A 24222-nucleotide genomic window follows, 5' to 3' on the forward strand; every position below is an offset into this window, starting at 1 on the left:
TCACCGTACTAGACTGCGGTCGACATGCGTTTGTTCACCGCGCTCTGGCCCTCCACCGAAGCGATCCGTCACCTGGACGAGGCCGTGCGTGCCGCGCAGGGACAGTCGGCCGACTGGAAGCGGTCCATCGCCAGGGCCCGGGGGTTCCGGATCGTTTCGACCAGGCGCTGGCACCTGACGCTGTGCTTTCACGGTGACGAGGCCGATCCGGACCTGTTGAGCCGACGGCTCACGGAGGGGCTCGCCCGACTGCCCACCGCGCATCCGCGGTTCGCCCCGCCCCGGCTGCGGCTGGCCGGGGCGGGCATGTTTCGCAGCGTGATGTGGATCGGCGTCGAACCGGCCACCGAGGACGACATGACCCACCTGCACGCGCTGGTCGAGGCGGCCGGAGGTGATCCGAGCACCTTCCGGGCCCACCTGACGGTGGCCCGATGGGCCAAGGGCCGCCCGAACCGGGAGTCGTTGACGGAGCTGTTCGGCTCCTACCGGGGGCCGTACTGGAGCGCGAACGAAGTGGAGCTGGTGCACACCGACCGCGAGTCGGGGACGTATCGGACCGTGCACCGCGTCGACGTGGTGCACGGTGGCCCGTACCACCAGGCTTGAGGCGGGGTCCTGGTATCCTGGTGGCGGGTCCGGCTGCAGTCCGTGGCGGCCGTGAACGAGGACTCACACAACTTTCGGGGCTGACGACCCCGGGGATTCGAACATCCCCGGCACGGTCGTCGTGCGTCGCTGGTTGTGTACCCGGCTGTGTGGTCCGGTTGTGCAGCCCGATCGTGGCATTGCACGCCGTGCGTGGCGGGGTTTCCACGGGACACGTAACAAGGAGTCAACACGTGGCACTGTCCACTGATCAGAAGAAGCAAATCCTGTCCGACTACGGGGTGCACGAGACCGACACCGGCTCGGCGGAGGCCCAGGTGGCCCTGCTGACCCACCGGATCTCGGGCTTGACGGAGCACCTCAAGATGCACAAGCACGACCACCACTCGCGTCGTGGTCTGCTGCTGATGGTCGGGCGTCGGCGCCGGATGCTCAATTACCTGACCAAGGTGGACATCGGACGCTACCGTTCGCTGATCCAGCGACTCGGCCTGCGCCGTTGACGACTTCCGAGGGGAGTGGCCGCGTGCCACTCCCCTCGGTGCATCGGGCCGGATGACTCCGGCGCTCCGGTGCGAGCACGAAAACAAGAGATGAACGGTCACGCTCCGCTGCGGGAGGCGTCCGCCGGTCCTCGGTAGTGGCTGCCGGAACAACGATCCGATCGATCGTCCGGGAGCTTCGATCGATGACCGGCCTCGTCGGACCACGCCACGGGCGGCGGTAGGTGACCTGCTACCGGGCCGACCCGCACGGGTCGGCCTCCACGATGAGGAGTTTCACTTGACTGAACCGCAGTCCTACGACGAGGGCGTGTACGAAAGCACGGCCGTACTGGACAACGGCGAGTTCGGCACCCGAACGGTGCGTTTCGAGACGGGTCGGCTGGCCAGGCAGGCCGCCGGCAGTGTCGCGGCCTACCTGGACGACGACACCATGCTGCTGTCGGCCACCACGGCCTCCAAGCAGCCCAAGGAGAACCTCGACTTCTTCCCGCTGACGGTCGACGTCGAGGAGCGCATGTACGCGGCGGGCCGCATCCCCGGCTCGTTCTTCCGCCGGGAGGGCCGCCCCTCCACCGACGCCATCCTGACCTGCCGGCTCATCGACCGGCCGCTGCGGCCGACGTTCGTCGAGGGGCTGCGCAACGAGGTGCAGGTCGTGGTCACGGTCATGAGCGTGGACCCGCAGGACCCCTACGACGTGCTGGCGATCAACGGCGCCTCGGCGTCGACGCAGCTGTCCGGCCTGCCGTTCTCCGGCCCGGTCGGAAGCACCAGGATGGCCCTGATCGACGGGCAGTGGGTCGCGTTCCCCACCCACGAGCAGCTGAAGCGCGCCGTGTTCAACATGGTCGTGGCCGGGCGCGTCGTCGGTGACGACGTCGCCGTCATGATGGTCGAGGCCGAGGCCACCGAGCAGACCCTGGAGCTGGTCGACGCGGGTGCGCAGGCCCCGACCGAGGAGGTCGTGGCCGCCGGTCTGGAGGCTTCCAAGCCGTTCATCCGGACCCTGTGCGATGCCCAGAAGCAGCTTTCCGACGCCGCGGCCAAGGAGACGGCCGACTACCCGGTCTACCTGGCCTACGAGGACGACGCCTACGCGGCCGTCGAGCAGGCGGTCTCCGGCGAGCTGGCCGAGGCGCTGGCCATCGCGGGCAAGCAGGAGCGCGAGGACCGTCTCGACGAGCTCAAGCAGGCCACCCTGGAACGCGTCGGCATCGAGGAGGGGCAGTCCTTCGCCGGGCGGGACAAGGAGGTCGGTGCCGCGTTCAAGGCGCTGACCAAGAAGCTGGTGCGCCAGCGCATCATCCGCGATCAGGTCCGCATCGACGGGCGTGGTCTCAGCGACATCCGCAACCTCTCCGCCGAGGTCGGCGTCGTCCCCCGCGCGCACGGTTCGGCCCTGTTCGAGCGCGGTGAGACCCAGATCCTGGGTGTGTCCACGCTGAACATGCTGCGTCTGGAGCAGACGATCGACTCGTTGTCTCCGGAGACGAGCAAGCGCTACATGCACCACTACAACTTCCCGCCGTACTCCACCGGGGAGACCGGCCGCGTCGGCAGCCCGAAGCGGCGCGAGATCGGCCACGGTGCGCTGGCCGAGCGTGCGCTGGTGCCGGTGCTGCCCGGCAGGGAGGAGTTCCCGTACGCGCTGCGGCAGGTGTCCGAGGCGCTGGGCTCGAACGGGTCGACCTCGATGGGCTCGGTCTGCGCCTCGACGCTGTCGCTGCTCAACGCGGGCGTGCCGCTGAAGCACCCGGTGGCCGGGATCGCGATGGGTCTGGTCTCCGACGTGGTCGACGAGAAGACCCAGTACGTGGCGCTGACGGACATCCTCGGTGCCGAGGACGCCTACGGCGACATGGACTTCAAGGTCGCGGGCACCAAGGACTTCGTGACCGCCCTGCAACTGGACACCAAGCTCGACGGCATCCCCTCCGAGGTGCTGGGGCAGGCGCTGGGACAGGCCAGGGACGCGCGGCTGACCATCCTCGACGTGATGGCCGAGGCCATCGGCACGCCGGACGAGATGAGCCCGTACGCCCCGCGCGTGACCTCGATCAGCGTGCCGGTGGACAAGATCGGCGAGGTCATCGGCCCCAAGGGCAAGATGATCAACACGATCACCGAGGAGACCGGCGCGGAGATCACGATCGAGGACGACGGCACGATCTACGTCGGTGCCTCCGACGGCCCGTCCGCCGACGCCGCGATCGACAAGATCAACGCGATCGCCAACCCGCAGCTGCCCAAGGTGGGCGAGCGCTTCCTGGGCACGGTCGTCAAGACGGCCGCCTTCGGTGCCTTCGTCTCGCTGATGCCGGGCAAGGACGGCCTGGTGCACATCTCGAAGCTGGGCAACGGCAAGCGCATCGGCAAGGTCGAGGACGTGGTCAACGTCGGCGACAAGCTGCGCGTGGAGATCGCCGACATCGACAGCCGCGGCAAGATCAGCCTGGTGCCGGTCGACGACGACAGCGAGTCCGGACAGGTTTCCGAGTCCGAGCAGGCTTCCGAGTCCGAGCAGGCTTCCGAGCCCGAGCAGGACTCCGAGTCCGAGCAGGCTTCCGAGTCCGCGGAGACCTCCGCCTGACGGTTCGAATGAGTGATGAGGAGCAGTCTCCCGGGCACCTGCAGCAGCCCGGGACGACGATGGCGCTGGGCCACGGCACCGGCGAGGAGACCGTCCGGCGGACCGTCCTACCGGGCGGTCTCCGGGTGGTCACCGAGTCCGTGCCCGGCGTCCGCTCCGCCTCGGTGGGGTGCTGGGTCGACGTGGGTTCCCGCGACGAGAACCGCGCTCAAGCGGGTGCGGCCCACTTCCTCGAACACCTGCTGTTCAAGGGCACCTCCCGACGCAGCGCCGCACGAATCGCCGAGGAGATCGACGCGGTCGGAGGCGAGCTCAACGCCTTCACCTCTCCCGAGCACACCTGCTACTACGCGCACGTGCTCGACACGGATCTCTCCCTGGCCGTGGACCTGCTCTGCGACGTGGTCTTCGACGCGGTCAACTCCTCCCACGACGTCGACGTCGAACGCGGCGTGGTGCTGGAGGAGATCGCCATCCGCGACGACGACCCGCAGGACATGGCCCACGAGCTGTTCACCTCGACGGTGCTCGGCGACCACCCGCTGGGGCGTTCCGTGCTCGGCACCGAGGAGTCCGTACGTGCCATGAGCCGTGCCCGGGTGCACGGGTTCTACCGCCACCGCTACGCACCGCCGCGGATGGTCGTGTCGGTGGCGGGCAACATCTCCCACGAGCACGTGCTGGAGTTGCTGCACAAGGCGCTCGGTGAGCGGATCGCGGGCTCGGCCAGGCCGGAACCGCCCCGCACCGGCGCCGCCCGGCTGCCCCGCCAGCAGCGGTTGTCGCTGCGCAGCGACGACAGCGAGCAGGCACACCTGCTGTTGGGCTGCCGCACCTTCGACCGTCACGACGAGCGCCGCCACGCCCTCGGTGTGCTCAACGCCGCGCTCGGCGGCGGCATGAGTTCGCGGCTGTTCCAACGGGTGCGGGAACAGCGCGGGTTGGCCTACACGGTGTACTCCGACATCACCTCCTACGCCGAGACGGGAACGTTCGCGGTCTACGCGGGATGCCAGCCCGACCGGTTGGAGGAGGTCAACGGGGTGATCCGCGAGGTGCTGGCCGAGGTCGCCGACGAGGGGCTGACCGATGCCGAGGTGGCTCGGGGACGCGGGCAGCTTCGCGGCGGCCTGGTGCTGGCCCTGGAGGACACCGCTTCGCGAATGAGCCGGCTGGGCCGCCACGAGCTCGACTACGGGCAGTACCTCGGCGTGGAGCGGACGCTGCGCCGCATCGACGCCGTGACCGGTCAGGACGTCGCCGAACTGGCCGCCGACCTGTTGCGGCGCCCGCTGAGCACGGCCGTCGTCGGACCGTACGCCGACAGTGACGAGTTACCGGGGACGCTCCGGTGAGGGAGGAGACCAGCAGTGAACGACCACTCGCCGATCGGGGTCGCCGTCCTGGGGGCCAGGGGCCGGATGGGTTCGGAGGCGGTTCACGCCGTGAACCAGGCGCCGGACACCGAGCTGGCCGCCGAGATCAACCGGGGTGACTCGCTGGAGGAGCTCACCCGGTCCGGAGCTCGCGTGGCGGTGGACCTGACGCACCCGGACTCGGTGCTGGAGCACGTCACCTTCTGCGTGGACAACGGCATCCACGCCGTCGTGGGCACCAGCGGCCTCGGCGAGGCCGAGCTCGACACCGTGCGCTCCCGGCTGGGCGAGGATCCGGACACCGGCGTGCTGGTGGTGCCGAACTTCGCCGTCGGCGCGGTGCTGTCCATGCGCTTCGCCGAGATCGCGGCGAAGTTCTTCGAGTCCGCCGAGATCGTCGAGCAGCACCATCCGCGCAAGGCCGACGCGCCCTCGGGCACGGCCGCACGCACGGCCCACGTCGTCTCCCGAGCACGCGACGAGGCCGGTCTGGGGAGCGCCCCCGACGCGACCACCAAGGAACTCGACGGCGCGCGCGGAGCCGAGATCAACGGGGTCCACGTGCACTCGGTACGGATGTCGGGACTGGTCGCCCACCAGGAGGTGCTTTTCGGGACCGAGGGCGAGACGCTGACGATCCGTCACGACTCCTACGATCGCCGGTCGTTCATGCCGGGCATGTTGATGGCGGTGCGCGAGGTCGGCTCGCGGCCGGGCGTGACCGTCGGCCTGGACGCGGTACTGGGGTTGTGATGGCCCAGCGCAGCACAGCCCGACGACTGCTGGGCCCGCGCGCGGCGGCGATCCTGCTGGCCGTCGTGCTGGTGGGCTACCTGGTGCTGATGGGGAGCCGCTCGTTCACCATGATCCTCAGTGGACAGCCGGTGTTCGTCGCCCTCGGTGTGGCCGTTCTCGTGCTGCCCGTGCTCGGTGTCCTGCTCGTGACCGACCAGATCCGCTTCGGGGCGCGGACCGAACACCTGGCGCGTCGCCTCGACGACGAGGACGCGCTGCCGGACGTGTCCCACCTGCCGCTGCGTCCCTCCGGCCGGGTCCGGCGGGACGCGGCCGACGTCTGGTTCGACGAGAAACAGGCCGAGTTGGAGTCCGATCCCGAGGACTGGCGCGCGTGGTTCGCGCTCGCGCAGGCCTACGATCTCGCCGGTGACCGCAACCGGGGGCGCAAGGCCATGCGCAAGGCGATCGAAATGGAGCGTGCGGAGACCACCGGGTGAGTAACCGACCGGCGGCGCTGAGTAGTCTTGGAGCGCTCCACCGGGAAGGGAACTGTTCGGTGATCGTGATTCACGGCCTCTGGTCGATCGAGGTGGGATTGTGCCTGTGGGCGGAAAGTTCCGCCCTGCCCGAACGTGCCTCCGGGCACAGGACGTCGAAAGCGCCCGGGGCCCGGACGCATCCGTTCGCGCTCGACACCGCCGAGCTGGTCGCCGTGCTGGCTTCGTCCGCCGTCGGTGCGACGGTGCACAAGGCCGTCGACGGAGAGGCGGAGTTGCTGCTGCCCTCCGGTGCGCGCGGCCCGTTGGACTCTCCGGATCTGGTGCGCGAGGCGAACACCGACCGCGACGTGGCCACCCCCGGACTGCTGCCCTGGCGGGTGCCGGCCGCGATCGTCGACGCCTCCGACGGCGCCGCCGTGCTGCGCGACCTCGACGTGGACGAGTTGGAAACCGATCCCGAGCAGGGGCCGTCGGTTCGCATCCCGGTCGGTGCGTCGGTGCGGTTCCTCGCAGCGGGGGTCGCGCTGGTGGACGGGTTCGTCGAACGCGGTCACGTGCTGCCCGCCGTGGCCGAGGAGCGGGAAGCGACCAATGCTCGCTGGCGTCCCGTGGCGCTGGGATCCGATCGGCGAGCGCTGTGGTCGTGGTGTGCGTCCATGCCGCCCGCCTGTCGGGCGCAGCGTCTGGGTGACGCCGCGGAAGGTCCCTCCGCGGCGGCCGTGGCGGCCGACATGCTGGAGAGCCTCACCGACGCCGAGGTTCGTGCGGCCCTGGATGACGGTCCGGGGCTGCTGCCGGCGAACAAGCGCAAGCCGGCTGCCGATGAGCGCGCCGCCGAGTCCTGGCTGCGGGCGCTGACGGGATCCGATCCCGGTGTTCGTGCCGAGTCGGACGACACCGAGCGGCTTCGCGCGGTGCTGACCGCCTGGCACCGGTCGGGGACCGTGGCCGCCGAGGCGGTGCGGGCCTGTTTCCGGCTGGTCGCTCCCGAGGACACCGACCGCTGGCGCGTGGACCTGTTGTTGCAGGACCGCGAGGAGCCGAGCTCGGTCGTGAGCGCCGAGGAGGTCCGGGCCGGGGCGGACTCGGAGGTGTCGCGGCGGGTGGACGATCCGACCGGGACGCTGTCGGTGCACCTCGAACGGGCCGGCAGGCTGTGGCCACGGCTGCGGGAGGCGTTGCGCGCCCGGCGTCCGGACGCGGTGGAACTGGACACCGCCGAGGCGCACGAGTTCCTGCGCGCGGTCGCTCCGTTGCTCTCCGACGCCGGGTTCGGCGTGCTGCTGCCGTCGTGGTGGTCGGCTCCGGAGGGCAAGCTCGGCGTGCGGCTGTCGAGCACCGGTACCCCGGCGGCCGCCGGGGTGGCCCAGCTGGGCGCGATGTCGGCTCTGGACGCCATCGTCAACTACCAGTGGCGGTTGGCGCTGGACGGCGACGAGCTCACCGACGAGGAGCTGGACGAGCTCGCCCGCGTGACGACGCCGCTGGTGCGAATGCGGGGCCGGTGGGTGGAACTGGACCGCGACAAGGTCGCCGCGGGACTGAAGCTCATGAGCTCCGGTGGCGCGTCCATGACCACGGCCCGCGACGTGCTGGCCATCGGCATCGGACTCCAGGAGGCTCCCGGAGAGCTGCCGGTGGTGGGGGTGGAGGCCGAGGACTGGCTCGGCGACCTGATCGCGGGCAGCACCGACCGGAGCCTGACACCGATCGAAGCACCACCGGGTTTCACGGCCACGTTGCGGCCGTACCAGCAGCGCGGGCTGAGCTGGTTGGCGCTCTTCGGCGAGCTGGGACTGGGGGCGATCCTGGCCGACGACATGGGGCTGGGCAAGACGATCCAGCTGCTGGCCCTGGAGGCCCACGACCGCCGTGAGATTCCGCGCGGCCCCACGCTGCTGGTGTGTCCGACCTCGCTGGTGGGCAACTGGCGACGGGAGGCGCAGCGGTTCGCGCCCGGCCTGACCGTGCACGTGCACCACGGTGCTGATCGGGTGCGCGGTCCCAACTTCGTGAAGTCGACCGACGGCGCCGACCTCGTGGTGACGACCTACGGTCTGGCCGCCAAGGACGCCGAGATGCTGCGGGGCGTGCACTGGCGTCGCGTGGTGCTCGACGAGGCTCAGCAGGTCAAGAACAGCGCGTCCAAGCAGGCGGTGGCGGTGCGTAGCCTCGGCGCCGATCAGCGGGTGGCCCTGACCGGTACCCCGGTGGAGAACCGGCTGGCCGAGCTGTGGTCGGTCGTGGACTTCACCAACCCGGGCATCCTGGGCACGCTGGCGGACTTCCGGAGCCGCTTCGCGGTACCGATCGAGCGGCACGGTTGCGAACGGGCCGCCGCGACCGTCCAACGGGTGACCGGTTCGTTCGTGCTGCGGCGACTCAAGACCGATCCGGCGATCGTCCCGGAGCTGCCGACCAAGAACGAGATGACCACCCACTGCACCCTCACGCGGGAACAGGCGGCGCTGTACCGGGACGTGGTCGACGACATGCTGACCCGGATCGAGAGCAGCGACGGGATGGAGCGCAAGGGTCTGGTGCTGGCCACGATGTCCAAGCTCAAGCAGGTCTGCAACCACCCGGCGCACCTGCTCAAGGACGGCTCCCCCGTGGCGGGGCGTTCCGGCAAGCTGGCCCGGCTGGAGGAAACCCTCGACGAGGCGCTGGCCGACGGTGACCGGGTGCTGTGCTTCACCCAGTTCACCGAGTTCGCCGAGATGCTGCGCGGACACCTGGTCGACCGCTTCGGCCGTGAGGTGCTGTACCTGCACGGCGGTGTCGCCCAGCCCGCCCGCGACGAGATGGTGCGGCGCTTCCAGTCCGGGGACGGGCCGTCGATCTTCCTGCTGTCGCTGCGGGCGGGTGGTACCGGGCTGAACCTCACGGCCGCCAGCCACGTCATCCACGTCGACCGGTGGTGGAACCCCGCTGTGGAGGATCAGGCCACCGACCGCGCGTTCCGGATCGGCCAGGACAAGAACGTGCAGGTGCGCAAGTTCGTCTGCGTGGGCACGCTGGAGGAGCGGATCGATGCCATGATCGAGGAGAAGAAAGCGCTGGCGCGGATGGCCGTGGAGTCCGGGGAGAACTGGGTCACCGAGCTGTCCACCTCCCAGCTGCGCGAGGTGCTCACCCTGTCCGACGACGCGGTGGCGGAGTAGGACGATGACCGACGAGCGGGAGTTCCGCGCAGACGAGAACGGCGAACGTGATCTCGCCGAGGTGCGTGCGGTGTTGCCCGAGCACGACGCACCGCTGGCCGAGTGCCTGGAGGACTTCTGGACCCGTCCGGCCGGCAGTCGCGATGACCGGCCTGCGGAGCGCGGCACCGAGCGCGCTCCCGGGGACGGCTTGCTGCGGCAGCTCGACGACCCCGGTGCCCGGGTTCGCGGCCACGACCTGCACGAGCTGCTGCGACCCGCCTACGTGCACATGACCCGGCCGCGCTGACTCCGGCTACACCCAGGCGGCGAGGACGCCGGGGGCCAGGATGAGCGCGGTGAAGCGCGTGAACCGGCCGACGAAACCGGTGATCAGGAAGGTGTACAGCGGGATTCTCGCCCATCCCGCCGCCACGGTCAGCGCCAGGAACGGAGGAACGCTCGCCGCCGCGCTGACGAGCAGGACGCCACCGGTCCACACCGGACGCCGGTGGCAACTGCTCCGGAACCGCTCCAGCCAGCCGCGCCAGCGTCCCGACCGGTTCGTCCCGTTCCTGCCCCGGAGAAAAGCCGGTAGCCGAATGACGTCCCGCGCCGCGTAGTAGTGCAGGAGTTTGCCGCCGATCTGGCCGACGGTGATGACCACGGCCAGCAGCCACCAGGGCAGGTGCGGACCCTTCATGACCAGGCCGACCACGAAGATCTCCACACTGACGAGTGGAAACACGGCGGAAAGCACCGATACCCCGAACGCCGCTGAGGTCAGACCGATTGCCGGCAGCACGTTGCCTCCGTGAGGTCGGGAGTATCACAGCACAGATTAACAACGATGTGCCAACGATCCGTGGAGCAGTGCGATGTGTCATCGCTCCTGCTCGAACCGTAGATCCAGTCCGCCGGACAGTCGCAGCTCCCGAAGCGGGCGTCCGCTCGCGTCGAGGGTGCGCACCGTGCCGTCTGGGTCCCAGCCCAGGCCGCGGAAGAACGACATCGTGGCCTCGTCGGCCTCGGGGACCCAGGTGACGCCCCGGGTCCATCCGCCTTCGGTGAGTCGCCGGGCCATCATGCCCAGCAGGCGTCCGCCGTGTCCCCGGCGTCCCCAGCGCGGTTCCACCAGCAGGGTGCTGATCAGCGCGGTCGTCGCCGCGTCCGAGGGCACCGTGCCGTCGGCGGCGGCGACCTCGGACTCGGGTGCGGCTCCGGCGGCGCAGAAGCCCACCACCCATTCGCCCTCGGTGGCCACCACCACCGTGGCGGGCCCTTCGGTCACGGCCTGCCGCCACTGCCGTTCGTTCGTGGTGGCGTCCAGGTCGTCGAGGACCTCGGTGGGGAGCAGGTCGCTGTAGGCGCTGCGCCAGGTCGTCACCTGGATGCGCGTGATCTCGGTCGCGTCGGACGGGGTGGCGGCGCGCACGTCGGCATCGGCCATGTGCGACAACCTAACGTGTCCGGGTTTCCACGGTCAGCCGCCGTCGACGGGGCGCGGTCGGGAACTGTCGGAGCGTGCTGGCATGATCCCGGCCGTGCAGACGATGAGTGTTGCCGCGGCCCGGCGCACGGCCTTGGCCGCTCAGGGGTTCGCGGACGGTCGGCCCGGCGGTGGGATCGACCGCAGGCACCTGCGGCGGTTCCTGGAGCGGACGAAACTGGTGCAACTGGACTCCGTCAACGTCGCGGTCCGCGCCCACTACATGCCGCTTTACAGCCGCATCGGCTGCTATCCGCGCGAGCTGATCGACAAGGCCGCGTGGTCGCATCGCGCTCGGCAACCCCGGCTGCTGGTCGAGTACTGGGCGCACGAGGCCTCGCTGATCCCGGTCGAGGACTGGCCGTTGTTGCGGTGGCGGATGCGTCGCCACGGTGGCTCCTGGCGCACGAAGTCGCGGGAGCTGCTGGAGCGGGCTCCCGGACTGGTCGACGACGTGCTGGCGGCGGTCAAGGAGAGCGGTCCCGTCGGGGCGGGAGCGCTGGAGACCGAGCTCGGCGGTGGACGCAAGCGGGGTAGCGGTCCCTGGTGGAACCGCACGGACACCAAGCAGGCCTGCGAGCTGCTGTTCGCCACCGGTGAGCTGACCACCGGCGCGCGCCGTGGTTTCGAGCGGCTCTACGACCTGCCCGAGCGGGTACTGCCCGCCGAGGTGCTGGCGCGGGATCCGGAGGAGGACGACGCGGTGCGCGCGCTGGTCGAGCGTTCCGCGCACGCTCTCGGCGTGGCGACCGAGTCCGATCTCCGCGACTACTATCGGCTCGGCGCCGCGCAGTGCGGACAGGCCACCGCGGAACTGGTCGAGGAGGGCGTCCTGGAGCCCGTCGCGGTGCACGGCTGGAGCAAGCGGGCTTATCGGCACAAGGCGGCGCGGACGCCGCGCGCCGTGACCGGACGTGCCCTGCTGTGCCCGTTCGACCCGCTGATCTGGCAACGCGAACGCGCCGAGCGACTGTTCGGATTCCGCTACCGCATCGAGATCTACGTGCCCGAGCCGCGGCGGGTCTACGGGTACTACGTCTTCCCGTTCCTGCTCGACGGTGAACTCGTGGCCCGCGTGGACCTCAAGGCCGACCGGACAGCGGGTCTGTTGCGGGTGCGCGGCGCGTTCGCCGAGGCCGACGGCGACGTCGGCAGGATCGTCCCCGAGCTCGCGGACGCCCTCGGGGACATGGCCCGGTGGCTGGGACTGGCCGGTGTCGCCGTCGAGGAGCGCGGAGACCTCGCGAGACCGCTCCGCCTCAAACGGCCGAGGTGATCAGCGCCTCGCCGCTGCCGGTACGTCCGAAGATCCGCAGTGCCGGTTCCTGCGGTGGTGGTTCCTCGGAGACGACCAGTTCGCTGCGGGCCGTTCCCGTCGACGAGGTCAGGTCCACGTCGGCGAGCGTCCCGTGCCGCACGGCCACGTGCAACCCGCCGGAACCGGTGATCAGCTCGGTCTTCCCGGACGCCGCGTCGGCCACGCTGAGGGTGCCGCTGCCGGAGCGCACCAGCACGTCACCGCCGACCGTGCCCAGCCACACGTCACCGTTGCCGGTGACCACCGAGGACGCCTCCTCCAGCGCGGCGATCTCGATCTCGCCGCTGCCGCTGCGGGCGTGCACCCCGGCGGGCATCGCGCCGAGTCGGAGCTGCCCGGAGCCGGTGCGGACGGTGGCGCTGCCGGTGACCCGCTGCGTGGTCACGTCCCCGGAGCCGGTCTGAATCCGGGCCTTGCCGGCCTCGCCGGTGATCGTCACGGTCCCCGATCCGGTGCGCACCCCGACCTGCGATCCGGTGGGGGCCTGGACCTTCACCGCCAGCGGCACGGTGCGCAGCGGCGGGGTGCCCGGCGGGTGCACCGCGAGTCGGTTGCCGGTCATGTCGATGCGGGTCTGCCGTAACGCTTCGGCGGTGGAGTCCTCGACGGTTCCGCCGCCGTTTTTCGCGACGTTGTCGCCGATCTGCTCGCTGACCCAGCTCAGCAGCCCGCTGAGCCCGCTGCGCCAGTCCGGGCTGCCGGACTCGGGATCGTGCCTGATCTCCACGTGCGTCAGCGCGGTCTCGGTCAGTTCGACGGTGACCGGGCCGATGTGATTGCTGATGTCCAGCTCGATCGCGCGTTCGGTGTCGAAGTCGTTGGTACGGACGAGCTCGTGGGGTCCGTCCTCGAAGTCCTGACTCACTTTTTCGTCTCGCTTCCTTCAGCCTCGGACCCAACCGCGCACCTGCGAGCCGCCGGAGCTCTCACGTCCCCACCGGCCCCGGCCGCTGAAGGAGCGATCACCCTGCCGCTGTTCCCACGGCCCGCGCGGGCTCCCGCCGTGCAGAGCGCCCTGCACGGCCTGGGCCACCCACGTGTTCAGCGAGACGCCCTGGGTGGAGGCGGCCTGCTCGGCCTGCCCCTTGATCTCGTCGAGCAACCGCAGCGTGATCCGACTGATGTCACCGCTGTCCCCGGGCGGCGGCGGTGTCGGTTCCTCGGCGACGGAGGGGCCCGGTTCGGGGGCTTCTCCACTGACCATGACCCGCAGGTCCCGCCCGTCCAGCCGGACGTCGACGACCTGCCCGTCCAGCTGCGTGGTCACCTCGGCGGCGAGGTCGGACAGGGCGTTCATGAGCGCCAGCCTGGTCGCGGGCTCGACGGTGGCGGCCAGCACGGCGGCCGTCTGCCGGGTCTGCTCGTCCCCGGCCGAGGCCGCCGCGGTGAGGTCCTCGCGGAGTTGGTTGACGTAGGGGCTCAAATCCATGACACCACAATGACGTCACCTTCGGTGTCGCGCAAGTGCTGTGTGATGTCAGTGCGCGTCACGCCGTCGTCCGACGGCGGGGCGGAGGTGTCGGCGGGGCCCGTTAGGCTGGGTGTGGCCAGCAGAGACGTCGCCGGCGTGGCGGCGTACTAGAGGAAGGGGTTCGCCCGCCGTGACCGAGATCGTCCCGCCGAAGGTGCAACTGATCGGCAAGACCGAGTTCTTCCCGCCGGACGACGTGGACTGGTCGACCGACGCCGACGGTGGCCAGGCCCTGGCGGAGTTCGCCGGGCGGGCCTGCTACCAGTCCTGGAGCAAACCGAACCCGGCCACGGCGACCAACGCGGGCTACCTGGGTCACATCATGGAGGTCGGGCACCTGTCGGTGCTCGAACACGGTTCGGTCACCTTCTACCTGACCGGGATGTCGCGGTCCCTGACCCACGAGCTGATCCGCCACCGGCACTTCTCGTTCTCCCAGCTGTCCCAGCGCTACGTCCCCGAGAAGGACGCGGCCGTGGTCGAGCCGGAGATCATCGCCGAGGACCCCGAGCTGCACGAGAAGTTCCGGGCGGCCACCGCGGCGAGCATCGAGGCCTACACCGAGCTGCAGCAGGCGCTGCAGGAGAAGTTCGCCGACGAGCCGAAGGCCACGCTGCGCCGCAAGCAGGCCCGGCAGGCCGCGCGCTCGGTGCTGCCCAACGCGGTGGAGACCCGCATCGTCGTCACGGGCAACTACCGCGCGTGGCGACACTTCATCGCGATGCGCGCCAGCGAGCACGCGGACGTGGAGATCCGCGGCCTGGCCGTGGAGTGCTTGCGCCAGTTGCAGAAGGTCGCGGCCAACGTGTTCGGCGACTTCGAGATCACCGCCCTGCGCGACGGCACCGAGGTCGCTTCCAGCCCCTACGTCACCGAGGGGTAGGTGCGCACGGGGGTTGCGGTTCCACACGAAACCGTAGCCCCCGATCGGGTTACGAGGGTTACGGCGCCGATTCGTGACGCCACCCACCGGCGTGGTCGGCAAGATCCGGATAGAGTGGCCGCATGGGTGTGGCCAGTGATGAACGCCAGCAGTTGTGTGACCTGCTCTCCAGGGTCGGCCCGGACGCGCCGACCCTGTGCGGGGAATGGCGGACCAGGGACCTCGCCGTGCACCTGGTCGTGCGTGAGCGACGGCCGGACGCGCTGGCGGGCAGGTTCGTCAAGTCCCTGTCCGGTCGCAGTGACAAGATCGAGGGCGAGCTGCGGGAGCTGCCGTTCTCGGACCTGATAGACCGCATTCGCCAGGGGCCGCCGAAGTGGAACCCGCTGGGGATCGGCGCCGTGGACGAGACGGTCAACAGCGCGGAGTTCTACGTCCACCACGAGGACGTACGACGCGCCCAGCCGGACTGGCAGCCGCGGCCCACCGACGACGCCCGCGAGGAGGCCCTGTGGAAGGCGCTGTCCAAGAGCGCCAAGGTCTTCTACGGGCGCAGCCCGGTGGGGGTGACCCTGCGGCGACCGGACGGCAGTGAGATCGCGGCCAAGCAGGGACCGCGCACGGTGCGCATCCTGGGCGAGCCCAGCGAACTGATCCTGCACGCGTTCAGCCGCAACGTGGCGCGCGTCTCCTTCGAGGGCAACGACGCCGACGTGCTCGCGGTCGAGGATCTGCGGCGCAGCTTCTGAACGCGAGCTCTCTTCGGGAACGGAAATTCGTGCGTGCCTGCCCGGCAGCACCGGAACAAACGCACCGTCCGGGCCTCCGTGGCGGTGGGTTTCCGCGCTGCCGGGATCGCGCCGGTTCTCGGGCGAAACGATTCCGGTGTGGGCGCGTCGAACAGCGCTCCCACGAGGTAGCGTCAGGGTTATGACCGTCTGTCCCACCGCCACCGAAGGCCGCCCGTTCGGCCGGAACCTGACCGCCATGGTGACCCCGTTCGACTCCACGGGGAAACTGGATCTGAACCTGGCCCAGGAGCTGGCCGCCTATCTGGTCGACCACATCGGCAACGACGGCCTGGTCATCAACGGCACGACCGGGGAGAGCCCCACGACCACCGACGAGGAGAAGGAAAGCCTGATCCGCGCGGTCGTCGAAGCGGTCGGGGACCGCGCCACGGTCGTCTCCGGGGCGGGCACCAACGACACCGCGCACTCGGTGGAGCTGGCCCGCGGCGCCGAGAAGGCGGGCGCGCACGGGCTGCTGGTCGTGACGCCGTACTACTCGCGCCCGCCGCAGGAGGGCCTCTACGGGCACTTCACGACGGTGGCCGACGCGACCGAACTGCCGGTGATGCTCTACGACATCCCGCCTCGCTCGGTCGTGCCGATCCAGACCGACACCCTCAAGCGGCTGGCCGAGCACCCCAGGATCAAGGCGGTCAAGGACTCCAAGCACGACCTGCTGTCCGGCATCGACGTGCTGGCCAACACCGACCTGGCCTACTACTCCGGGGAGGACCCGCTGAACCTGCCGTGGCTGTCCGTCGGAGCGGTGGGCTTCGTCAGCGTGATCGGCCACGTCGTCGGCGACCGGCTGCGCCAGATGCTCGACGCCCACGAGTCGGGCGACATCGCCGGTGCCCGCGAGATCCACCACGGGTTGCTGCCGGTGTATCGCTCGATGAATTTCGTGGGAGGCGTCATCTTCTCCAAGACCGCCCTGCGGCTGTGCGGCTACGAGACCGGCCAGCCGCGGCTGCCGCTGCCTGCGGCCACCGACGAGCAGCTGCGCGTCATCACCAGTGATCTGTGGGATGCTGGACTGGTCCTGGTCAATCCCGATGCCGCAGCAGAGGTGAGCCCGCGTTGAGCGCCCGCTCCACATCCACCGAGAACCACCCCGTCACACCGACTTCCTCCGCGCCTCCGCCACCCCTGGCCGAAGGCGCTCTCCGGGTGATGGCACTGGGCGGCATCGGCGAGGTCGGCCGGAACATGACCGTGTTCGAGTACGGGGGCAGGCTGCTCATCGTCGACTGCGGGGTGCTGTTCCCGCAGGACGACGCCCCCGGGGTCGACCTGATCCTGCCCGACTTCGCTCCCATCGAGGAGCGGCTCGACGAGGTCGAGGCCCTGGTGGTCACCCACGGGCACGAGGACCACATCGGCGCCATCCCGTTCCTGCTGCGGCTGCGTCCGGAGCTGCCGGTGGTCGGTTCGCGGTTCACCCTGGGCCTGTTGGCGGCCAAGTGCAAGGAGCACCGCCTCAGTCCGACGCTGATCGAGGTGGCCGAGGGGCAGCGCAGCAAGCACGGCGTTTTCGACCTGGAGTTCTTCGCGGTCAACCACTCCATCCCGGACGCGTTGGCCGTGGCCGTCCGGACCCCGGCCGGCACGGCCCTGCACACCGGGGACGTCAAGCTCGACCAGCTGCCGCTGGACGGGCGGTTGACCGACCTGGCCGGCTTCTCGCGGCTGGGTGACGAGGGTGTGGACCTGTTCCTGGCCGACTCCACCAACGCCGAGGTGCCGGGATTCGTCACCCCGGAGCGCGAGATCGGCCCCGTCCTGGACTCGGTGGTCGCTCAGGCCACTCAGCGGCTGATCGTGGCGTGCTTCGCCAGTCACGTGCACCGGGTGCAGCAGGCTCTCGACGTCGCCGAGAAGCACGGGCGCAAGGTGTGCTTCGTCGGCCGCTCGATGGTGCGCAACATGGGCATCGCCGCCGAGCAGGGCATTCTGCGCGTGCCGGCGGGACTGCTGGTGGACTTGGACGAGGCGCTGGAGATGCCCCCGCACCTGGTGGTGTTCGTCTCGACCGGTTCCCAGGGAGAACCGCTGTCCGCGCTGTCGCGGATGGCCCGCGGCGAGCACCGGCAGATCAGCATCCGGCCCGGGGACACGGTGGCGCTGGCCAGCTCGCTGATCCCCGGTAACGAAACGGCGATCTTCGGTGTCATCAACGGGCTGGTTCGCCTGGGGGCCGAGGTGGTGCACCAGGGCAGTTCGAAGGTGCACGTCTCGGGTCACGCCTCGGCGGGAGAGCTGCTGTACCTGTACAACGCGGTCCGGCCGAGCAACGTCATGCCGCTGCACGGCGAGTGGCGGCACCTGCGCGCCAACGCCGAGCTGGCCGAGCTCACGGGAGTCCCGCCGGATCGCGTGCTCATCGCCGAGGACGGGGTCACGGTGGATCTCGTGGACGGGATCGCCGCTTTTTCCGGGCGCCGCGAGGTCGGCCACGTCTACGTCGACGGACTCTCCGTCGGCGATGTCGGCGAGTCCACGCTGTCGGACCGGCTGGTCCTGGGCGAGGGCGGATTCCTGTCGATCACGGTGGCCGTCGACGCGGCCACCGGGCGCGCGGTGTCACCGCCGACGGTCTCCGGGCGCGGGTTCTCCGATGACCCCAAGGCCCTCGACGACGTGGTCCCGCTGGTGGAGATGGAGTTGTCCCGCACCGAGTCCGAGGGCATCGTCGACACCCACCGCATCGCCCAGTCGGTGCGTCGCACGGTCGGGAAGTGGGTGGCCGACACTTACCGGCGGCGCCCGATGATCGTGCCGAACGTGCTGCCGGTCAGCTCCTGAATTCTTTTCGCTGAATCTCGATCGCTCGGCGGGCCGGTCATTTGGTCCGGTCCCGCCGGAGTCGGTGAACACGTGGTGCCCGCTCTCCGAATGCGGTGATCGTCCTGATCTCCTGTGGGGATCGAGATGCCGGATCGGCGTCGGGATGTCAGTGTTGAGACATCGGCCGGTAAGGGGTCGCGAACCGCGTGTTCGGATCTTGCGGGGGGTCGATAAATGCGTCGAGATAGGAGCGTTATATGCGTGCATCTGTCCGTCTCCTGGGTACCGCGTTCGCGACCGCCGGTCTGCTGGCTATGGGGTCGCCGGCCTTCGCCGCCGGTGGGCCTCCGGAGGTCGACGTCGAGGACGTTCAGGCTCAGCTCGCCGAGAACGAGGGCGGTGACGGCGGTAACGGCGGCGACGGCGGCCTCGGTGTGAACGCCTGCGGCCTCATCCCGGTCTCGGTGCTGGGTGAGAACTCCGTGGAGTGCTCCGCCGGCAACGGCGGCGCCGGCGGCGACGGCGGCGACGCGGGCTCGACCCAGAAGTAACCGCGCGATTGGCGTCGTGGTCGAATCGACGCCATCATGGGCGGTTTTTCACGTGGTGTGCCGATCTCGAAGGAGGTCGGCACACTTTTTCGTGTTCGATTGCGTCCGTGCGGAAGATGATGTTATCTCTCTGTGATTAAGCGGGTTCGAAGGACTCTTTCGTGTTACTGGGCGTGCTGGAGTCGGGATTCGGTGTCAGAGTGATTTCTGCGGGTCGGTGATCCGGTTTTCCTGTGATGTGGGTTGTGAATCGGTTCCGGTCCGAGAGAGATTCATCTAGATGGGAGTTTTGCATGCGTACATCTGTCCGTCTCCTGGGTACCGCGTTCGCGACCGCCGGTCTGCTGGCTATGGGGTCGCCGGCCTTCGCCGCCGGTGGGCCTCCGGAGGTCGACGTCGAGGACGTTCAGGCTCAGCTCGCCGAGAACGAGGGCGGTGACGGCGGTAACGGCGGCGACGGCGGCCTCGGTGTGAACGCCTGCGGCCTCATCCCGGTCTCGGTGCTGGGTGAGAACTCCGTGGAGTGCTCCGCCGGCAACGGCGGCGCCGGCGGCGACGGCGGCGACGCGGGCTCGACCCAGAAGTTCGGCAAGGACGACGGCAAGGGCAAGAACCACGGGAGCTACAAGTACAGCAAGGGCCAGGACGGCGAGGACGGCCAGAACGGCAAGACCACGATGTCCTGACGCGCTGAGCGCTCCTCTCGGTGAACGCGAATGTGCCGGCCTTCCCCGGAAGGCCGGCACATTCGCGTGTCACGGCTCGGGTGATCTCTTCGCTCGTCACCGATGGCTGATCATCGGACGGGGCATCCTGTGGATCAATGCGCACGGTTTGCGACCAAATAGGTGTCCGGGGTGATCACTCCGAGTGTCTCCTTGCGGACACGCCACGTCACCGAGGGAGTCCCGTGCTCGGGTGCCGCACGTTCTTCGAGGTCGAACGGGGACGCGAGGACGTCCTGAATCTCGTTTGGCAACAACAGCACTCCTGGCTGCGTCGCAAGGGCCGCGATCCCGACGCGATCCGCTTCGACCGGACGACCGAGCTCGCCTCGCACGTCGAGGCGATCGCACTGGCACGTACCGATCGGGACGGTTCACGGGCTGTTCGCAGCCGCATCGAGGAACACAACCGGAACGGGACCTGGACCACGCAGCTGACCGTGCTGACACCGGGTTCGAACGCGGTCGTTCTGGTGTGGTTGGACATCCTCGATCCGGAGGCCGACGGCACCGACGGTGAGCAACGGTTCCGACGCACCCAGTGGACGGCGGTCCCGTGGCTGGCCTGCAACGCGCTGGAGGTTCTCTCCGCCCACGACGGCACGGCCCGGCTGGACACGCGGCCCCGAACGGAGCGGTCTCGCTCGACGTCGAGGCCGAGCGTGCTCGGGAGATCGTGCGAGTGTCGAAGGAGGAGTCGGGCACCGGTGATCCCGGCCCCGTTGTGCGGCTCGACGAACACGAGAACCCGGGGGTCTGGTCCGGTAAGGCATGGTCCGCGTTGCTCGCGCTGGAGGGCTGCGGTCGTGCGACGAGCGAGGGAAGACGCTCCCGTGACGTCGACGGATACCTCGAGAACCTGCCGGGCGGGTGCCGGGGATACCCGGCCAACCGGCACGCTCGTGACGAGAGCGACGACGTCCGGAGCACCACGAGGTTCTACCGCGCGCGGTGGTTCTCCGTGCCCGTCGAGGTGAGCCGGGACGGGCACGCGTACACGGGGCGCACTTCAAGATCGCGCAGGCGGGCGTGATCAGCCCGCGGCTGCACCGCCTGGACGACACGGCCAGGAGCGGCACGGTCTACGTCGGCTGCATCGGACCACATCTCCCGACCGAGCAGAGCGATTAGCGCCAGGGGCTGCGCTTGCCGCTGACCGGACGGGTCGGGTCGCGGTGGTGCGGCCCGTCCGGTTCGGTGGCCCGCAACGGTGCCAGCCCGGCGGAGATGGCCCGCATGATGCGATCGCGGGCTCGGGTGGCGTCACCGGGACGGTCGGCGGACAGGTCGGTGAGGTCGACCGGCGTACCGAAGTGCACCTTGAGGGTGGGGCGCCGTCGCACGGCACGGAGCCAGGAAGCGATCATGGGGAGGACGTTGAGCGCGTTGTCCGCCAGCGGCTTGCCGTAGCACATCAGCTCGTGGGCACCCCACTGGCTGACGGGGACCACCGGCACGTCGGCGGCCAGGGCCATCCGCGCCACTCCCGTTTTGCCGCGCTCGGGCCAGATCCCGGCCTCCAGGCAGACTCGGCCCTCCGGATACACCAGAACGGGCCGCTGGTCGTCGCCGAGGGCGTCGACGACGTGACGCAGCGCCGCGGTCGCGCTCTTCGTGTGCCGGTCCGCCCGGATGCTTCCGCTCTGGCGCAATATCCGCCCCAGTACCGGAATGTCGAACAGTCCTCCCGTGGCCAGGAACCGAACCGCGATCCCGCGCCTCTGACAAGCGGCCAGCAGCACCAGCACGTCGACGTTGCCGATGTGATTGGCCGCCAGCAGCAACGGTTTGTCGCGGAGTTCGGCGGACAGGTCCCCGGTGATCTCCAGCCGGGCCGTGGCGGCCACGACGGCACGGTCCACTCGCATCAGTGCCCGCCACAGTCGAGGGGCCCGGCGAAACGACGCCTCGCGGTTCGTCTGGCGTGCCGGCTCGTGCGAGGGCGGTTCGTGCGGTAGGGGAGAGGGAGCAACCATGACGAACGAGCATGGCACGAACTCCGGCCCTGCATGAGGGCCCTCGTCTCCGACATTCGTCACACGGCGCGCTGCGAGTGGAGTGACGCGACAGGCGGGACAGGCGATAGCGTGTGGAACATGGCCAGCGGTACGACGAGTCACGGACGCAACTCGACACGCGCCAAGAGCACGTCGAGCGGGCGCGGATCGCCGTCGAAGTCCGGATCGGCGAAGAACTCCTCGACCTCCGGGAACACCTCGGGCAGGAGCGGAGCCGCCAGGGGCGGCTCCGCGTCCAAGGGGGGAACCAAGCGAACGAGCTCGGGCGGTTCGACGGCGCGGAAGGGTTCTTCCGGCACCGCGTCGAGAAGTTCCCGCTCGGCATCGTCGAGTTCGGACGTGGGCGGTTCCCTGGCCCGTGGTCTCGGCGGCGCGATCCGTGCGGTGAAAAGGAGCAGGGGGCTCGACGCCGCGCACCGTCGCGACGGCCTCGCGCTGATCATCCTGGCGGTCGCGGTGGTCACCGCCGCCGGTGTGTGGTGGCACGCGGGCGGGCCGGTGGGAACCTGGCTGGACTGGGCGCTGCGCCTCGTCATCGGCTCGGCCGCGCTGCTGCTGCCGGTGGTGCTGCTCGGGATCGCCGCGCTGGTGATGAGTACGGACAACAATCCCGAGGCGCGCCCCAGGATGGTGTTCGGTACGGCGCTGATGCTGCTGGCCGCCCTCGGCGTCCTGCACATCCTCGCCGGGGCGCCCGCCACGAGTGCCGGGTGGCCACGAGCCGGTGGCGTCCTCGGCTTCGTGGCGGGCGGACCGCTGTCGCGGGGTATCTCCGGTGGTGTCGCGATCGCCGTGCTGGTGTTGGTCGCACTGTTCGCGCTCGGTCTGCTCACGGGTACGCCCGTGCGCGAGCTCCCCGCGCGGCTCCGCGCGCTGGCGCAGGATCCGGAAGCCGACACGGGGGGATCCGCAACGGGGACCGCGGACGCTCTCGAACCCTCGGATGCTTCCGTCGCCAAGACACGGCGTCCCGCGAGGCGGCGGCAGGCGGCCATGAGCGAGCAGGACCAGCTCTCGCTCGACGGCGTCGAGGACGAGAGCGCGTCGAAGAACCGCCTGCCCGCCAAGCAGGACGCGGGCAAGCAGGAGCCTGCCAAGCAGGAGTCGGGCAAGCAGGGCAAGTCTCCCGCTGCCGCCGAGTCGAAGCAGGCGAAGGCGAAGACGACCGAGGCCGCCGACGTCGCGACCGAGTCCTCCGGCGAGACGATCCGGATCAGCCGCACCGTCGAGGGGGACTACGATCTTCCGCCGCTGGACGCGCTCACCCCCGGCGATCCGCCCGTGGCGCGCAGCAAGGCCAACGACGCGATGATCGAGGCCATTACCGGCGTGCTGGAGCAGTTCAAGATCGACGCCGAGGTCACCGGATTCGTGCGCGGTCCGACGGTGACCCGCTACGAGGTCGAGCTGGGGCCCGGCGTCAAGGTCGAGAAGATCACCGCGCTGACCAAGAACATCGCCTACGCGGTGGCCAACGACAACGTCCGGCTGCTGGCACCGATCCCCGGCAAGTCCGCCGTGGGCATCGAGGTGCCCAACAGTGACCGAGAGATGGTGCGCCTCGGCGACGTGCTGCGCTCGACCACGGCGGCCGAGGACACGCATCCGCTGGTCATGGGGCTGGGCAAGGACATCGAGGGCCACATGGTCACCGCGAACCTGTCCAAGATGCCGCACCTGTTGTGCGCGGGCTCGACCGGTTCCGGCAAGTCCAGCTTCGTCAACTCGTTGCTGGCCTCGCTGCTGGCCAGGGCCACCCCGCAGGAGGTCAGGATGATCCTGATCGACCCGAAGATGGTGGAGCTGACCCCGTACGAGGGCATCCCGCACCTGATCACTCCGATCATCACCCAGCCCAAGAAGGCCGCCTCCGCACTGGGCTGGTTGGTCGAGGAGATGGAGCAGCGCTACCAGGACATGCAGGCCAGCCGGGTGCGCCACATCGACGACTTCAACGCCAAGGTGAGCTCCGGAGAGATCACCGCGCCACCGGGCAGTGAGCGCGAGTACCGGCCCTACCCCTACATCCTGGCGATCGTCGACGAGCTCGCGGACCTGATGATGACCGCGCCCCGCGACGTCGAGGATGCCGTCGTGCGCATCACGCAGAAGGCGCGTGCCGCGGGGATCCATCTCGTGCTGGCCACCCAGCGCCCCTCGGTGGACGTGGTCACCGGCCTGATCAAGACCAATGTTCCCTCCCGGCTGGCCTTCGCCACCTCCTCGCTGACCGACTCGCGGGTGATCCTCGACCAGCAGGGAGCCGAGAAGCTCATCGGCATGGGCGATGCGCTGTACCTGCCGATGGGAGGTTCGCGGCCCTCCCGCGTGCAGGGCTCGTTCGTCAGCGACGAGGAGATCCACCGGCTCGTCGCCCACACCAAGCAGCAGGCCGAGCCCGACTATGACGAGGGGGTCACCGCCACCAAGGCCGGTGAGAAGAAGGAAGTCGACTCCGACATCGGTGAGGACCTGGACGTGCTTTTGCAGGCCACCGAACTGGTGGTGACCAGCCAGTTCGGCTCGACCTCGATGTTGCAGCGCAAGCTGCGGGTCGGTTTCGCCAAGGCGGGTCGGCTGATGGACCTGCTGGAGTCGCGCGGAGTGGTCGCGGCCTCGGAGGGGTCGAAGGCCCGTGAGGTGCTGGTCAAACCCGACGAGCTGGAGAACGCGCTGTACTCGATCCGCGGCGGGCCACCTCCGGAGGAGTCCGAGTAGCGGCCGCGC

At 69.7% G+C, this 24222-nt stretch carries 23 protein-coding genes; 17 read left to right on the forward strand and 6 right to left on the reverse strand.

From position 1 onward, the window contains the following. The first annotated feature begins 24 nt into the window (after positions 1-24). From FHX42_RS03475 to FHX42_RS03510, 8 genes are all read left to right on the forward strand, one after another. Complete coding sequence (locus tag FHX42_RS03475; RefSeq protein WP_182542692.1) at positions 25-609, forward strand: 2'-5' RNA ligase family protein; 585 nt, start codon at positions 25-27, stop codon at positions 607-609. Between the two features lie 233 nt (positions 610-842). After that, complete coding sequence (gene rpsO / locus FHX42_RS03480; protein WP_182542693.1) at positions 843-1112, forward strand: 30S ribosomal protein S15; 270 nt, start codon at positions 843-845, stop codon at positions 1110-1112. Positions 1113-1392: 280 nt separating this feature from the next. Then, positions 1393-3705 (forward strand): polyribonucleotide nucleotidyltransferase, encoded by a 2313-nt coding sequence (locus FHX42_RS03485; protein ID WP_182542694.1) that lies wholly within the window; start codon positions 1393-1395, stop codon positions 3703-3705. A gap of 8 nt (positions 3706-3713) precedes the next feature. After that, positions 3714-5060 (forward strand): M16 family metallopeptidase, encoded by a 1347-nt coding sequence (locus tag FHX42_RS03490; RefSeq protein ID WP_182542695.1) that lies wholly within the window; start codon positions 3714-3716, stop codon positions 5058-5060. A 15-nt stretch (positions 5061-5075) separates the two neighbouring features. Then, positions 5076-5834, forward strand: coding sequence for a 4-hydroxy-tetrahydrodipicolinate reductase (gene dapB, locus FHX42_RS03495; protein WP_182542696.1), 759 nt, complete (start codon positions 5076-5078; stop codon positions 5832-5834). Continuing rightward, positions 5834-6316 carry a tetratricopeptide repeat protein gene (locus FHX42_RS03500; RefSeq protein ID WP_182542697.1) on the forward strand — a complete coding sequence of 161 codons (483 nt, stop codon included), beginning with the start codon at positions 5834-5836 and terminating at the stop codon, positions 6314-6316. Before dapB ends, FHX42_RS03500 begins: the two co-directional genes overlap by 1 nt. A gap of 59 nt (positions 6317-6375) precedes the next feature. Next, positions 6376-9483: a DEAD/DEAH box helicase gene (locus FHX42_RS03505; RefSeq protein ID WP_182542698.1), complete on the forward strand. Its 3108-nt coding sequence runs from the start codon at positions 6376-6378 to the stop codon at positions 9481-9483. Positions 9484-9487: 4 nt separating this feature from the next. Beyond that, complete coding sequence (locus FHX42_RS03510; protein ID WP_182542699.1) at positions 9488-9772, forward strand: hypothetical protein; 285 nt, start codon at positions 9488-9490, stop codon at positions 9770-9772. 6 nt (positions 9773-9778) lie between these two features. Here FHX42_RS03510 and FHX42_RS03515 read toward each other — a convergent pair whose 3' ends face one another. Then, positions 9779-10267: a hypothetical protein gene (locus FHX42_RS03515; RefSeq protein ID WP_182542700.1), complete on the reverse strand. Its 489-nt coding sequence runs from the start codon at positions 10265-10267 to the stop codon at positions 9779-9781. Positions 10268-10345: 78 nt separating this feature from the next. Further along, entirely contained in the window at positions 10346-10912 is a 567-nt protein-coding gene (locus FHX42_RS03520) for a GNAT family N-acetyltransferase (protein ID WP_182542701.1), read from the reverse strand. Positions 10913-11006: 94 nt separating this feature from the next. On the opposite strand from FHX42_RS03520, the gene FHX42_RS03525 reads away from it, so the two are divergent. Further along, positions 11007-12227 (forward strand): winged helix-turn-helix domain-containing protein, encoded by a 1221-nt coding sequence (locus FHX42_RS03525; RefSeq protein WP_182542702.1) that lies wholly within the window; start codon positions 11007-11009, stop codon positions 12225-12227. Here FHX42_RS03525 and FHX42_RS03530 read toward each other — a convergent pair. Together FHX42_RS03530 and FHX42_RS03535 are read right to left on the reverse strand one after the other, a co-directional pair. After that, complete coding sequence (locus tag FHX42_RS03530; RefSeq protein WP_182542703.1) at positions 12211-13134, reverse strand: DUF4097 family beta strand repeat-containing protein; 924 nt, start codon at positions 13132-13134, stop codon at positions 12211-12213. The genes FHX42_RS03525 and FHX42_RS03530 overlap by 17 nt on opposite strands. 18 nt (positions 13135-13152) lie before the next feature. Further along, on the reverse strand, positions 13153-13698 hold the full coding sequence (locus FHX42_RS03535; protein ID WP_182542704.1) for a toxin-antitoxin system HicB family antitoxin: 546 nt from the start codon (positions 13696-13698) through the stop codon (positions 13153-13155). A 172-nt stretch (positions 13699-13870) separates the two neighbouring features. Between FHX42_RS03535 and thyX the strand changes: the two genes are divergently transcribed. The 7 genes from thyX to FHX42_RS03570 all read left to right on the forward strand — a co-directional run bounded on the left by thyX (position 13871) and on the right by FHX42_RS03570 (position 20510). Then, positions 13871-14623, forward strand: a complete 753-nt coding sequence (gene thyX / locus FHX42_RS03540) for an FAD-dependent thymidylate synthase (protein WP_182542705.1) — start codon at positions 13871-13873, stop codon at positions 14621-14623. Between the two features lie 122 nt (positions 14624-14745). Next, positions 14746-15372, forward strand: coding sequence for a TIGR03085 family metal-binding protein (locus FHX42_RS03545; protein ID WP_182542706.1), 627 nt, complete (start codon positions 14746-14748; stop codon positions 15370-15372). 181 nt (positions 15373-15553) lie between these two features. Continuing rightward, positions 15554-16498, forward strand: coding sequence for a 4-hydroxy-tetrahydrodipicolinate synthase (gene dapA, locus FHX42_RS03550; protein ID WP_182542707.1), 945 nt, complete (start codon positions 15554-15556; stop codon positions 16496-16498). Positions 16499-16587: 89 nt separating this feature from the next. Further along, positions 16588-18219, forward strand: coding sequence for a ribonuclease J (locus tag FHX42_RS03555; RefSeq protein WP_182543481.1), 1632 nt, complete (start codon positions 16588-16590; stop codon positions 18217-18219). 239 nt (positions 18220-18458) lie between these two features. Beyond that, positions 18459-18752, forward strand: coding sequence for a hypothetical protein (locus tag FHX42_RS03560; protein ID WP_182542708.1), 294 nt, complete (start codon positions 18459-18461; stop codon positions 18750-18752). Between the two features lie 293 nt (positions 18753-19045). Next, positions 19046-19438 (forward strand): hypothetical protein, encoded by a 393-nt coding sequence (locus tag FHX42_RS03565; protein ID WP_182542709.1) that lies wholly within the window; start codon positions 19046-19048, stop codon positions 19436-19438. Between the two features lie 715 nt (positions 19439-20153). Further along, complete coding sequence (locus FHX42_RS03570) at positions 20154-20510, forward strand: hypothetical protein (RefSeq protein WP_182542710.1); 357 nt, start codon at positions 20154-20156, stop codon at positions 20508-20510. 94 nt (positions 20511-20604) lie between these two features. On the opposite strand, the gene FHX42_RS03575 is transcribed toward FHX42_RS03570, so the two are convergent. Both FHX42_RS03575 and FHX42_RS27240 read right to left on the reverse strand, forming a co-directional pair. Then, positions 20605-21345, reverse strand: coding sequence for a lysophospholipid acyltransferase family protein (locus tag FHX42_RS03575; RefSeq protein ID WP_182543482.1), 741 nt, complete (start codon positions 21343-21345; stop codon positions 20605-20607). Positions 21346-21593: 248 nt separating this feature from the next. Next, positions 21594-21794 (reverse strand): hypothetical protein, encoded by a 201-nt coding sequence (locus tag FHX42_RS27240; RefSeq protein ID WP_328795880.1) that lies wholly within the window; start codon positions 21792-21794, stop codon positions 21594-21596. A 52-nt stretch (positions 21795-21846) separates the two neighbouring features. Here FHX42_RS27240 and FHX42_RS03580 point away from each other — a divergent pair, with 52 nt between their 5' ends. Next, positions 21847-24213: an FtsK/SpoIIIE family DNA translocase gene (locus FHX42_RS03580; protein ID WP_328795957.1), complete on the forward strand. Its 2367-nt coding sequence runs from the start codon at positions 21847-21849 to the stop codon at positions 24211-24213. Positions 24214-24222 lie beyond the last annotated feature (9 nt).

The organism is Halosaccharopolyspora lacisalsi (assembly GCF_014137975.1).
GTDB lineage: Bacteria > Actinomycetota > Actinomycetes > Mycobacteriales > Pseudonocardiaceae > Halosaccharopolyspora > Halosaccharopolyspora lacisalsi.

Coding starts and splice junctions, on each gene's coding strand:
- FHX42_RS03475 (WP_182542692.1), top strand. CDS start 25: ATGCGTTTGTTCACCGCGCTCTGGCCCTCCACCGAAGCGATCCGTCAC.
- FHX42_RS03490 (WP_182542695.1), top strand. CDS start 3,714: ATGAGTGATGAGGAGCAGTCTCCCGGGCACCTGCAGCAGCCCGGGACG.
- FHX42_RS03500 (WP_182542697.1), top strand. CDS start 5,834: ATGGCCCAGCGCAGCACAGCCCGACGACTGCTGGGCCCGCGCGCGGCG.
- FHX42_RS03510 (WP_182542699.1), top strand. CDS start 9,488: ATGACCGACGAGCGGGAGTTCCGCGCAGACGAGAACGGCGAACGTGAT.
- FHX42_RS03520 (WP_182542701.1), bottom strand. CDS start 10,912: ATGGCCGATGCCGACGTGCGCGCCGCCACCCCGTCCGACGCGACCGAG.
- FHX42_RS03535 (WP_182542704.1), bottom strand. CDS start 13,698: ATGGATTTGAGCCCCTACGTCAACCAACTCCGCGAGGACCTCACCGCG.
- FHX42_RS03545 (WP_182542706.1), top strand. CDS start 14,746: ATGGGTGTGGCCAGTGATGAACGCCAGCAGTTGTGTGACCTGCTCTCC.
- dapA (WP_182542707.1), top strand. CDS start 15,554: ATGACCGTCTGTCCCACCGCCACCGAAGGCCGCCCGTTCGGCCGGAAC.
- FHX42_RS03555 (WP_182543481.1), top strand. CDS start 16,588: ATGGCACTGGGCGGCATCGGCGAGGTCGGCCGGAACATGACCGTGTTC.
- FHX42_RS03560 (WP_182542708.1), top strand. CDS start 18,459: ATGCGTGCATCTGTCCGTCTCCTGGGTACCGCGTTCGCGACCGCCGGT.
- FHX42_RS03565 (WP_182542709.1), top strand. CDS start 19,046: ATGCGTACATCTGTCCGTCTCCTGGGTACCGCGTTCGCGACCGCCGGT.
- FHX42_RS03575 (WP_182543482.1), bottom strand. CDS start 21,345: ATGCGAGTGGACCGTGCCGTCGTGGCCGCCACGGCCCGGCTGGAGATC.